The sequence below is a fragment of the Herminiimonas sp. genome (assembly GCF_030645555.1).
Taxonomy (GTDB): Bacteria; Pseudomonadota; Gammaproteobacteria; order Burkholderiales; family Burkholderiaceae_D; genus Oxalicibacterium.
In genome coordinates, this window is sequence record NZ_JAUSME010000219.1 from 1 (window position 1) to 11,702 (window position 11,702).

General features: G+C 57.9%; 10 protein-coding genes and 1 pseudogene. 2 read left to right on the forward strand and 9 right to left on the reverse strand.

The annotated features are described in order from the left end of the window. Together Q7T06_RS08630 and Q7T06_RS08635 are read left to right on the forward strand one after the other, a co-directional pair. On the forward strand, window positions 1-1,442 hold a 1,442-nt coding region (locus Q7T06_RS08630), incomplete at its 5' end, for a histidine kinase (protein WP_304783507.1). 15 nt (window positions 1,443-1,457) lie between these two features. Then, complete coding sequence (locus tag Q7T06_RS08635) at window positions 1,458-2,168, forward strand: response regulator (protein WP_304783510.1); 711 nt, start codon at window positions 1,458-1,460, stop codon at window positions 2,166-2,168. A gap of 101 nt (window positions 2,169-2,269) precedes the next feature. Here the strand turns inward: Q7T06_RS08635 and Q7T06_RS08640 are convergent, their stop codons facing one another. The 9 genes and pseudogenes from Q7T06_RS08640 to narH form a co-directional block, all read right to left on the reverse strand. Continuing rightward, on the reverse strand, window positions 2,270-2,536 hold the full coding sequence (locus Q7T06_RS08640) for a heavy-metal-associated domain-containing protein (RefSeq protein ID WP_304783513.1): 267 nt from the start codon (window positions 2,534-2,536) through the stop codon (window positions 2,270-2,272). A gap of 111 nt (window positions 2,537-2,647) precedes the next feature. After that, window positions 2,648-3,157 (reverse strand): molybdopterin-guanine dinucleotide biosynthesis protein B, encoded by a 510-nt coding sequence (mobB, locus tag Q7T06_RS08645; protein ID WP_304783516.1) that lies wholly within the window; start codon window positions 3,155-3,157, stop codon window positions 2,648-2,650. Between the two features lie 96 nt (window positions 3,158-3,253). Further along, on the reverse strand, window positions 3,254-4,228 hold the full coding sequence (gene moaA, locus Q7T06_RS08650) for a GTP 3',8-cyclase MoaA (protein ID WP_304783519.1): 975 nt from the start codon (window positions 4,226-4,228) through the stop codon (window positions 3,254-3,256). Between the two features lie 290 nt (window positions 4,229-4,518). Beyond that, on the reverse strand, window positions 4,519-6,552 hold the full coding sequence (locus tag Q7T06_RS08655) for a methyl-accepting chemotaxis protein (protein ID WP_304783522.1): 2,034 nt from the start codon (window positions 6,550-6,552) through the stop codon (window positions 4,519-4,521). Between the two features lie 380 nt (window positions 6,553-6,932). Further along, the gene (locus Q7T06_RS08660) at window positions 6,933-8,615 is read right to left on the reverse strand and encodes a methyl-accepting chemotaxis protein (RefSeq protein WP_304783525.1); all 1,683 of its coding nucleotides are present in this window, start codon (window positions 8,613-8,615) and stop codon (window positions 6,933-6,935) included. 44 nt (window positions 8,616-8,659) lie between these two features. After that, the gene (locus tag Q7T06_RS08665) at window positions 8,660-9,406 is read right to left on the reverse strand and encodes a peptidylprolyl isomerase (protein WP_304783527.1); all 747 of its coding nucleotides are present in this window, start codon (window positions 9,404-9,406) and stop codon (window positions 8,660-8,662) included. Between the two features lie 44 nt (window positions 9,407-9,450). Beyond that, entirely contained in the window at window positions 9,451-10,134 is a 684-nt protein-coding gene (gene narI, locus Q7T06_RS08670; RefSeq protein ID WP_304783532.1) for a respiratory nitrate reductase subunit gamma, read from the reverse strand. A gap of 24 nt (window positions 10,135-10,158) precedes the next feature. Continuing rightward, entirely contained in the window at window positions 10,159-10,821 is a 663-nt protein-coding gene (gene narJ / locus Q7T06_RS08675) for a nitrate reductase molybdenum cofactor assembly chaperone (RefSeq protein WP_304783537.1), read from the reverse strand. Window positions 10,822-10,877: 56 nt separating this feature from the next. Next, window positions 10,878-11,702, reverse strand: a pseudogene (gene narH, locus Q7T06_RS08680) (nitrate reductase subunit beta); the annotation flags it as partial.

An 11,702-nucleotide genomic window follows, 5' to 3' on the forward strand; every position in this document is an offset into this window, starting at 1 on the left:
TAGAGCAGGATAGTGAAAATCGCACCTTCTGGCTGCGTTCGTCGCAACTGATGCTGGTGGCGATGGCGCTGATCGGCACCGTGATGATGATATACCTGATGTTCATGCTGATCATAGAGCCGGTAACGCGCTTGCAGGAAGGCATGCAGAGGATGAATGAAAGGGATCTCGGCGTACGGCTGGAGGTCGAAAGCGAAGATGAATTCGGCCAGTTGACGCTAGGCTTCAACCAGATGGCGGACCGGCTGGAAACCGCCTACAACAGTCTCGAAAACCGGGTCAAGCAAAAAACCGCCACGCTGGAAGACCAGAACCGCGAACTCGCCCTGCTCTACGATAGCGCCGCCTTCCTGCAGCGGCCGCAACCGATGGAAGCGTTGTGCGACGGCTTCCTGCAACGCATCATGCAATATTTCCAGGCCGATGGCGGCTCGGTACGCGTGCTGGAAGCAGCGCGCGGCCATATGCATATGGTCGTTCACAAAGGCATCTCCCAGGAACTGGTGGAATCCGAGCACTGTCTGAAAGTTGGCGATTGCCTGTGCGGTGCAGCGGTAGAGCAAAAAATTTCAATGGTGCACAACCTTGATGAAATGGATGAAACGCGCAATCTGCAATGCCATCGCGAAGGATTTGCCTCCGTTTCCATCTTCCACCTGTATGCACATGAACAATACCTCGGGTTTTTCAATCTGCATTTCCGCCAGGCCAAGACATTCAGCAAGCATGAACAGGCTTTGCTCGATACGCTAGGCAATTTGCTGGGCGTGGCGATCGAGAATATAAGGCTGGCGATGCGCGAACGCGAAATGGCGATTTCGGAAGAGCGCAACCTGGTGGCACAAGGCTTGCACGACAGCATTGCGCAGGGCCTGACTTTCCTCAACCTGCAGGTGCAGATGCTGGATGACTCGCTGCAAAAAGGCCGGCTCAAGGAAGTCGCTGAAATCGTGCCGGCGCTGCGCGCCGGTGTCAACGAGAGTTACGAAGACATACGCGAATTGCTGCTGAATTTCCGCAGCCGCCTGGTCAAGGGCGATTTGGTCAACTCGCTGGAAAGCACGATAGACAAATTCCGCCGCAAGGCTGGCATAGCCGTCGACTTCAGCGCCAGCGGCACTGGCGCGCCGCTACCGCATGAGCAGCAATTGCAGATCATGTTCATCGTGCAGGAAGCGCTGTCTAACATCCGCAAGCATGCGCTCGCCGATAAAGTGGAAATCAAGATGGAAGATGGCAAGGATTTCAACCTCTCGATCTGGGACAATGGCGTCGGCTTCGATGCCGCAACGCTGCTGCAAAAAGGCGAAAGCCACGTCGGCATCCACATCATGCGCGAACGGGCGCAGCGCATCCACGCCACCTTCGACGTGCAATCCGAGCCGCAACAGGGCACCACCGTATTGCTGCAGCTTGCGCATGCACAGCGCCGTGCAGCCTAGCCTACAGGAACCGATATGAGCAGCGAGACAGAAAAAATGACAGAACAGAATACCGTTGCAGCACCGGTCATCAGCGTGCTGCTGATAGACGATCACACGCTGTTTCGCAGCGGCATACGTTCGCTGCTGCAGCGCTATCCTGAATTTTCCGTGGTCGGCGAAGCCTCGGATGGCGTGGAAGGCATCAAGCGCGCCAAGCAGTTGCAGCCGGACGTGGTGTTACTGGACTTGAACATGCCCGGCATCTCCGGCCTGCAAACCCTGCAGTTGATGCTGCAGGATTGCCCGCATACCGCCGTCATCATGCTGACAGTATCGGAAGATGCAGAAGACCTGGGCGTAGCCTTGCAAAGCGGCGCGCGCGGCTACCTGATCAAGAATATCGATGCCGAATACCTGGTGCGCGCGATCCAGCGCGCCGCCGCCGGCGAAGCCGTGGTCGCCGAATCGATGACGGCCAAGCTGATTGCGCAATTGCAGCATGCCGGCCAGCGTACCGAAGCCCGTTCCGAACTCGACAAGCTGACGCCGCGCGAAAAGGATATCCTCGCCTGCCTGGCCAGAGGCGAAAGCAACAAGATCATTGCGCGCACGCTGGACGTGGCGGATAGCACGGTCAAGATACACGTGCAAAACATCCTGAAAAAACTGCATCTGACAAGCCGCGTGCAGGCCGCCATCTTCGCAGTCGGGCACGGCGTGACCGGCGCTGCCAACGACAAGTAAAACGCCGGCGCCAATAAAAAACGCCCTTCCATTTAACAGGAAAGGCGTGACTGCAAAAGACTGCAGATGAGCCCGGCACCGACCGGGACTGGATTTAAATCCTAGTGACCACCGCCACCGCAACCACCACAGCAACCGCCCGCCTTTTTGGCCGCCGGTGCGACTTCTATACCGTAGCCGGCACGTGCCAGCGTCGCCTGCAATTCCTGCTGCGAGGTCAATTCTTCGTCGAATTTCACGGTCGCCTTGCTGACGGCGAGTGAGACAGTGACATCGTTGACGCCATTAATGGCGAGCAAGGCCGCACTCACCTTGTCGGCACAGGCTTCACCCGTCATGCCGTTCACATTCATGATTTCTGTTTGCATCGCTATTCCTTCTGATTGTTCTGACGGTTCAAGCTTAGCGAAGTCGGCGCGACCGCGGCATGATATAGATCAAGGTATACGCGCTCAGGCAGTCTGCATCGCAATCGCTGCCTATTTTTCAATATAGGCCAGCAGCCATTGCAACACCTGTTCCGGCTGGTTCAGATCCAGCCAAGTCAATCCCTGCGGCAAATTATCCGGCGCCGCCACATCGCTGGCGACCACCACGATATCCGGGCTGTCGAGGTAAAGAGCCGGCTGCTCCAGGCTGGGTCTATGCACTTCTATCTTCGGTATGGGCTCCCATTTGTAGCCCTCTACCAGCGTCAGGTCGGCCGGCGCCATGCGGCTGACGTGCTGCGCCAGTGTCGGCTCAGGCGCGCCGCGCAATTCATGCATCAATGCGAAACGGAATGGCGAGGCGACCAGCACTTCCACCGCCCCCGCCGCGCGCGCCCGCGCGCTATCCTTTTGCGGCGCTTCCAGCACCAGATCGTGGTGGCTGTGCTTGATCACATTGACGCACAAGCCGCGTGCAGCCAGCCGCGGCAGCAGATATTCCAGCAAGGTCGTCTTGCCGCTGCCGGACCAGCCGGCGATGCCTATGATATTGGGTGCCATATTGATTGCCTTGCGTAGCGATGTCGGTTCAAAGGAACCATGTTACTGGCGAGTATGCAGGCAAATCGCTTGCCTGTCGCGCACCCTGCTGCCGTTTCAGCCGCCGGTCTGCGACATGAAGCGCACGACCTTGGTGGGCTGCTCGCGGAATTCGTGTTTTTGCGGTTTCAATTCTATGGCCAAGCGGATTGCGGCTTCCAGCTCCGCATCGCTGGCGCCGTCGCGCAGCAATGGACGGAACTCGAATTTTTCTTCCTGTCCCAGGCACAGATACAGCGTGCCATCCACCGCCAGCCGCACGCGGTTGCAGGTGGCGCAGAAATGCTGCGACATCGGCGTGATGAAACCTATGCTGGCGCTGCCGTCGGCCGTCGTCAGATAGCGCGCCGGCCCGCCGCCCAGTTCCAGCGCCTGCGCCTGCAAATTGAATTTCTGTTGCAGGCGCTCCTGTATCGGTCCCAGATCAAGAAATCCGGTGTCACGGCCGGTGGCGCCCATGGGCATCGTTTCTATCAGCCGCAATACAAAATCCTGCTCTATGCAAAATGCCACCATGTCGTCGATCGCCGCATCATTGACGCCGCGCATCGCCACCATATTGATCTTGATAGGCGCAAAGCCGGCCGCCTTGCCGGCCATCAGTCCGGCCATGATCTTGGGCAGGCTGTCGTGTCCGGTAATGCTTTTCATCTGTTCGCGGTCCAGCGAATCGAGGCTGACATTGATGCGCGACACGCCCGCCGCCTTCAGCGCCGGTGCATAGCGATCCAGCCGGGTGGCATTGGTCGACAGCGACAGATCGCGTATGCCGGGCAAGGCGGCGATGCGGCCTGCCAGTTCCGGCAGATTGCGCCGCAACAGCGGTTCGCCGCCGGTCAGGCGTATCCGTGAGGTGCCCAGGCGGGCAAAGGCGGCAACCAGGCGCGTGATTTCGTCAAAAGTCAGCCAGTCCTGCGGCTCTTCAAAACCCTTGAAGCCTTTGGGCAGGCAGTAGGTGCAGCGCAAATCACAACGATCCGTTACCGATATACGCAAATACTCGATGGATCGACCAAACCGGTCGCTTAACATCTGCTGACTCCGCGAAAATTGTCCATGCATCGATTGTAAACAGCGACGGCGCGCCTGACTGCTGGCATGACAGACTAAGATTGCTAGTCATTTCGGTCTAGGTGCAGATGACGCGCGTAAGCGGCTGCCCAAACGCAATTCTGGCCCATAGCACTGCATGGGCCAGAAGGCATTGCGGACTCGTGTTGCTGAAACTGTATTGCTGGAATCACATTGCCTGAACCGCATTATCCAAACACTAATCAGGCAGCAAGCGATGCATGCGTGACGATTGCATGCATCGCAGTGCTTCAGGACTTGCTTGATCCGAGCATTTTCGGTGCACGGTGCGCGACTTGCGTTCTGGCAGTCGTCGCATGCGTCGCAGACATTCCGCCACTAGCGCTGAGCTTGAAGGCACTGACGACCTCGGCCAGTTTGCTGGCTTGATCCTGCAAGCTCTCTGCCGCCGCAGCAGCCTCTTCGACCAGCGCCGCATTCTGTTGCGTAGTCTGGTCCATCTGGCTGATCGCCTGGTTGACCTGTTCTATGCCGGCGCTTTGTTCCTGGCTGGCAGCCATGATCTCGCCCATGATGTCGGTCACCCGCTTGACGCTATCGACTACCTCGGTCATCGTGCTTCCGGCCTGGTCTACCAGCTGGGTACCGACCCCGACCTTGTCGACCGAGTCGTCGATCAGGGTCTTGCTTTCCTTGGCCGCCGCCGCCGAACGCTGCGCCAGGTTGCGCACTTCGGATGCGACTACCGCAAAGCCGCGGCCCTGCTCGCCGGCGCGCGCTGCCTCGACCGCCGCATTGAGCGCCAGGATGTTGGTCTGGAAGGCGATGCTATCGATGACGCCGATAATGTCGACGATTTTTTTCGATGAACCGTTGATGGCGGCCATCGTAGCTATCACTTGCGACACCACTGCGCCGCCCTTGACTGCGACGTCGGAGGCAGACACTGCCAGCTGGTTGGCCTGGCGTGCATTGTCGGCGTTCTGCTTGACGGTGGAGGTCAGCTCTTCCATCGAAGAAGCAGTTTCTTCCAGTGAGCTGGCCTGTTCTTCGGTGCGTCCCGACAGATCCAGATTGCCGCTGGCAATTTCACCGGAAGCGGTAAATATGCTTTCAGTGGCGGCCTGCACCGTGCGCATGCTCGTCACCAGTCCCTGGCGCATCGATTCCACGTCACGCGTAATGACGCCGATTTCATCCCGGCGCGTCGAATCCATAGGCTGCGACAGATCACTGCGGCCTATCGCCTGCACATGCTCGCTCAAAATCCCCAGCGGTCGCACAGTCCTCCGGATGAATACCATCAAGCCCAGCCCCAGCAGCACGGCGCCGACGACGATGAAGCCGCCGAGCCAGATCATTTGCTTGTGCAAGGGGGCCATCGCCTCTGCTTGCGGTGCTTCGGCGACGACCAGCCAGCCGCTCTCCTGGCTCTTGGCGACGCTGGCAAAATACTCCGCATCCAGCTCAGGCTTCAGCACTGAGGGCGCGTGATCGATGCGTTCGCTGCTGTTGCTCGACAGCCTTTCCAGCCATGCTTCTCCCTGCTTGGGCAGGATCTCGGCGAGTTTTTTTCCGGCGGCAGATGGATGGAAAATCAGCGTCGCATTGCCTGGGCCACCGCGCGGATCGATAATGTACAGTCCGCCGGTTTCAAAGAGCCTGGTTTTATCCACCGCTTCGCGCAGGAAGACTTGCTGTTTTGAAATATCCAGGCCTATATACAGTATGCCGACGATGCGTCCGGCTGCATCCTTGATCGGTTCATACACGGTCATGAAGGGACGGCCGAACAGCGTGATGCGGCCGACAAACTTGCGCCCTGCACGCACCTCGGCATAGGCCGGACTTTTGCGATCCAGCAGCGTGCCAACTGCGCGCTCGCCACTTTCTTTTTTAACCGAAGTCGTAATCCGCTTGAAATCCTCACCCTGGGCGACAAAAACCGTCGCATTCCCACCCGGGAAATCCTGCACAAAACGATCGACCTCGACGGTATTGTTATTGACTACGCGACCGGCATTGGTCAGCGTGCCGCCGGCTTCATCGCTCAGTATCAGCGACGCATCGAATTGACGGCGAAATCCGCCATAGGCATTTTCTGCGCTCAGGCGCATGGTTTGGTCAAAGATGTCGACTGCCTGCGCAATCGAGGATGCCTTGGCTTGCGCGTACTGTGCCGTGCTGCGTTGTTGATGCGGTTGCGCCAGTGCGTAAAAAATGCCGAGTATGGCGACAGTCCCCGCCAGGATGGCGATAGAACCAGTGACGGCCAAGGTGTTCGTCAGCGACTTGAACGGTTTCGATGGCGTGTGATCATTCATGCTCTAGACTCCAATTTATTTATGGTCAGCTCTTTGCGGCTGTGTATCGTGGATGTTGCTTATCTGTCAGCACATGCATGCTGCTATCGCATGTATATGCTGTCTTCCATGTCGTAAATTTATATGCGTACATGCTTATGCAATACTAATATGCTTTATTTGCCCGTAAGGAATTTTTCGAGCTTGCTTGATGCGGCCATCAATACATTTTATTGGTGCAATTGCCTCTGTAGCGGACTCTTCCGACCTAAAGTCACTAGTCATTCAGGCGTAGCCGTTTTGTATCAGTGACACAACAAAATGTATGTAAAAAAGGCACAGGAAATCGATGGATTTCCTGTGCCTTTTTGCACATCGCCTGCATTTTGATATGAGTATTTTTAGAATGATTCCCAATCACCTGCGGCAACGGCCAGTTGCTTGCGCTGCGACACGGCGATGGCCGGTTTTGAACGCGGCATGGAATACTGCTTGAGCGCAGGCAACCGTGGCGCTGCAAGCTGCTGATTCGGCATGGCAGCATCCAGCTTGAATATACTCACGACTTGCACCAGATCATGAGCCTGGTCCTGCAAGCTTTCAGCCGCGGCGGCGGCTTCTTCAACCAGCGCTGCATTCTGTTGCGTGACTTGATCCATCTGGCCTATCGCCTGATTGATCTGTTCTATGCCGTCAGTCTGCTCCCGGCTGGCGGTGCTGATCTCGTTCATGATGTCGGTCACTTGCCGTATGCTGGCGACGACCTCATTCATCGTGCTACCCGCCTGGTCGACCAGCACTGTGCCGGCATCGACTTTTTCGAGCGAGTCACCGATCAGCGTCTTGATTTCCTTGGCTGCCGAAGCCGAACGTTGCGCCAGACTGCGCACTTCGGACGCGACCACGGCAAAGCCGCGCCCCTGCTCGCCGGCGCGCGCCGCTTCGACTGCGGCATTCAAGGCCAGGATATTGGTCTGGAACGCGATACCGTCGATGACGCCTATGATGTCGACTATTCTCTTCGCCGATTCGTTGATGGAACCCATGGTCGCGACCACTTGCGCCACTGCCGTGCCACCGCGGGTGGCAACAGCGGAGGCGGAAACAACCAGCTGGTTGGCCTGACGCGCATTGTCGGCATTTTGCTTGACGGTGGAAGTCAGTTCTTCCATCGACGATGCGGTTTCTTCCAGTGAGCTGGCCTGCTGTTCGGTACGCGAAGACAAATCCAGGTTGCCGGCAGCGATTTGCCCGGAGGCGGTGGCGATGGTATCGGTGGAGCGTCGGATATTGCCGACGGTTTTTGCCAGGTTTTCCTGCATCCCCTGCATCGCTGCCAGCAGGCTGTTGCAATCACCCTGGACGGTAAGCACAGGCACGGTCAGGTCGCCGGCTGCGATGCTGCGCACTATCTGCGCCGCATACGATGGCTCTCCGCCCAGCTGCGCGTAAATCCCGCGGATCAGGAAGTAGCCGACCAGAATGGCCGCGATCGCACTCGCCACAATCACGGCTATGACGATGTTCCTGATGGAGGCATAACGCTGTTGCGAAGATGCGTAGGCGTTGCCGGCTTCCTCGACCTGAAGCTTGCGCAACGCATCGATGCCGCTGCGTACTGCCGGCACCAGTTTTTGAAACTGCTCCTGCAATTGCAGCGCCTTGTCGACCTGCCCTGCGCGCAATGCGGCGGCGGCGGGGAACAAGCCTTCCTTCACCATGCGGGTGCGGTCGATCGCAAATTGCTCGGCCAGTTTCTGTTCTTCGGCTAGCAGGCCACTGGCCATGTAACGGTTCCAGGTTTGCGTGATTTCGGCGGCATTTTTTTCTATCAGTGCCGTATTGGCGGCAACTTTTTCAGCGCTGGAATTTTGCAGCGCTTCTGAGAGAGCCAGGCGGTTACTGACCAGTAAACGGTCGATCAGCGAGATATCTGCCAGCGCCACGGTACGGTTCTGGTAAACATTCTGCAGGCGATCGTTGGAGCCGCTCATGCCATTCAAGCCCAGCAGCCCGACCACCATACTGACGAGCGCAAGGAATCCTATGACCAGGCCGAGCCTGGTCTTGAGTGTGATGTTCATTGGTTTTCTTGGAAAACTACAGGACGTCAAAAGACGCAACGGATTTATTGCACCAGCGGCGTCTCCGACCCTTCCAGCATCACGCCCTGGATATCGGCGCGGCCGACCAGTATCTGCATGTATTGATGCACTGCGCGCTGCCATGATTGCCGCGACAGGTTGTCGGCTATCTGGGCCTTGACGGCTTCAAAGGGAACGACCTTGCCTTCTATGCGGCGCAACACTTGCACGATATGCAAGCCGAAGCGAGTCTCCAGCAAACGGTCGGCCAATTCGCCTGCTGGCAGGCGGAACACCAGCGCCTCGAATTCCGGCACTGTCTGCCCGCGCATCAACTGGCCCAGATTGCCGCCTACCGTACCGGAGGCGCAGTTCGAATATTCGCGCGCCAGTTCGGCAAAGCGTTCTGGATGGATACGCAATTCGGCCAGCACCGCTTCGCCGGTTTCACGCAGCAGTTCCAGCGGCACGCTAGGCGTCACCTGGAACAGGATGTGGCGCGCCTCGACCATTTCGCCATTGGTGAAGCGTTGCGGCTGGTTGCGGTAAAAGGTCGCGCAGGTCGCCTCGTCGGCTTCCGGCACATGGACTTCCTGTGCAAACAGCGCTTCTATGCGTGCATCGTCATCCCCTGCTGCTATCTCCAGCCGGTCGGCTTCGTGCAGCAGCACGGTACGCAACACCACTTCATGCACTGATTGCTTGAGCGGATTGCCGGCGTGCTGATGGTGTGGCAATTCCTGCTGGATCGCAGCGTCTGGAATGTCTATGCCGTTGACGGATATGCCCATGATATTTCTCCTGAATGTAGCTTGAATTTATCTGATGTTCAGTCTCAGCGGCGACGCACCAGCTGGAAGGCGCGGCCCAGATACGTGACGGCGCCAAAGCCGCTCCATACGTGCACCAGGCGGGTGAACGGGAAGATCACGAACAGCGACATGCCCATGAACAGGTGCAGCTTGAAGATCAGCGGCGCATCGATGATGAAATGCGCTGCATCGCCGCGCAGGGTCACGATATGCTGCGCCCAGCTCATCAGTTGCACCATCATGTGGCCATCGGTATGCGAAGCCGAAGCATAGATCGAGGTCAGGCCCAGCAGCAGCGTGGCCAGTATCCACAGCATCACGATCTTGTCCTTGAAGGTGGTGACAGCCAGCAGGCGCTCATTGGTGAAGCGACGCACCAGCAGGATCACGATGCCGACCAGGCACAGCCCGCCCATCACGCCACCGGCGACCATCGCAACGAGTTGCTTGGCAGTGTGGCTGACGCCGAGCGCATCCCAGACCCAGACCGGAGTCAGCAGGCCGACTGCATGGCCAAAGAACAGGCCGAGGATGCCGACGTGGAACAGGATATTGCCGGTGCGCAGGCTGCCTCTATGCAGCAGCTGGCTGGAATCCGATTTCCACGTGTACTGTTCGCGGTCGAAACGGATCAGGCTACCCAGCAGGAAGATAGCCAGGGCGATGTAGGGATAGATCCCGAAGACGAATTGATGCAGGTAACTCATTTTTAGACTCCTAGTTCGATACGATCAGTCAACGCTCGCGGCTGTCGTGCGCACCGCCGCCTTCGGATAGAAATTGACCGGTTGCGGTCCGCCTGCAAAGGTTTTCAGCAAGGGCTCGACACCATCGACGCCGGGGCCGAAAGTTTCCAGCGCCTCATCCATGTCGCGCACCGGTGGCTCCGACAATTCCTCGGCGGTGACCGGGCTCAACTGCTGCAGCACCTCGAATACGCCGGCATACGGACTGCCATTGCCAGCCAGCTTGCGGCCTATATGCGCCAGCACATGCACCGCATCGCCCAGCATCGGCCCGGCCTGTTCTGTCTCCAGTTGCGACAGGAATTCAAGAAACAGCGGCACGTAATCCGGCAGGTCGTCGCCGGTCATTTCCAGCCCGTGCTTCTTGTATTCCTCCATCAGGTCAACCATCGCCTGGCCGCGGTCACGCGATTCGCCGTGTATATGCTCGAACAGATGCAGCGAATGCGATGGATTGCGGTCGAAGGTGGCAACGTAGTTTTGCTGCAGGTCGATCAGATCTTCTTTCCGCAGGTAGGAAAACAGCGGCTGCAACGAAGTCTGGAAGGCTGGCGTATCATCCAGCATCGCTTCCAGGTCGTCCAGACTGTCGAGCAGGATGGGCTCCGGGTAGAGCAGCATCGCCGACAAGACTTGATAGTGTTTCATGGTGATTCCTTTATCTTGGTGTTCCCTGACCCATTTGCAGGGTCAGGGCTTGCTGCTCACACGCCTTCGGATTCGCGCTTCTTGCGCGACTTCGGCATGCTGACAAAGATCGCCGAGCCCTGCTTCTTCTTGCCGAACAGGGAAGGTTCGGATACGCCATCCGAACAACCATTGCCGAAGCTGAAGCCGCAAGAACCTTTTTCGTTGAAGCTGTCTTCCGCCATTTCCTTGTGGCTGCTTGGGATCACGAAACGGTCTTCGTAATTGGCAATCGCCATGATGTGATACATGTCATCAACCTCGGCCTGCGTCAGCCCGACCTGTTCCAGCACGGTCAGGTTGTCGACTTTGTCGACCGTCTTGCTGCGCATGTAAGCCCGCATTGCCAGCATGCGGTCGAGTGCGCGCACCACTGGCGCTTCCTTGCCCGCGGTCAGCAGATTGGCCAGGTACTGCACCGGTATGCGCAGGCTCTTGGTATCAGGAATGATGCCGTTCAAGCCCATCTTGCCGGACTCGGCTGCCGCCTGGATAGGCGACAGTGGCGGGATGTACCAGACCATGGGCAGCGTGCGGTATTCAGGATGCAGCGGGAACGCCACCTTCCATTCCATCGCCATCTTGTAGACCGGCGATTTCTTTGCCGACTCCAGCCACAGATCGGGAATGCCCTGACGACGTGCTTCTTCGATGATCGCCGGATCGTGCGGATTCAGGAATACACCGAGTTGTGCTTCGTACAGGTCCTGTACATCCGGCACCGAAGCAGCCGCTTCTATCTTGTCGGCGTCATACAGCAGCACGCCCAGATAACGGATGCGGCCTACGCAGGTTTCGGAACACACGGTAGGCTGGCCGGCTTCGATACGCGGATAGCAGAA

Coding starts and splice junctions, on each gene's coding strand:
- Q7T06_RS08635 (WP_304783510.1), top strand. CDS start 1,458: ATGAGCAGCGAGACAGAAAAAATGACAGAACAGAATACCGTTGCAGCA.
- Q7T06_RS08640 (WP_304783513.1), bottom strand. CDS start 2,536: ATGCAAACAGAAATCATGAATGTGAACGGCATGACGGGTGAAGCCTGT.
- mobB (WP_304783516.1), bottom strand. CDS start 3,157: ATGGCACCCAATATCATAGGCATCGCCGGCTGGTCCGGCAGCGGCAAG.
- moaA (WP_304783519.1), bottom strand. CDS start 4,228: ATGTTAAGCGACCGGTTTGGTCGATCCATCGAGTATTTGCGTATATCG.
- Q7T06_RS08655 (WP_304783522.1), bottom strand. CDS start 6,552: ATGAATGATCACACGCCATCGAAACCGTTCAAGTCGCTGACGAACACC.
- Q7T06_RS08660 (WP_304783525.1), bottom strand. CDS start 8,615: ATGAACATCACACTCAAGACCAGGCTCGGCCTGGTCATAGGATTCCTT.
- Q7T06_RS08665 (WP_304783527.1), bottom strand. CDS start 9,406: ATGGGCATATCCGTCAACGGCATAGACATTCCAGACGCTGCGATCCAG.
- narI (WP_304783532.1), bottom strand. CDS start 10,134: ATGAGTTACCTGCATCAATTCGTCTTCGGGATCTATCCCTACATCGCC.
- narJ (WP_304783537.1), bottom strand. CDS start 10,821: ATGAAACACTATCAAGTCTTGTCGGCGATGCTGCTCTACCCGGAGCCC.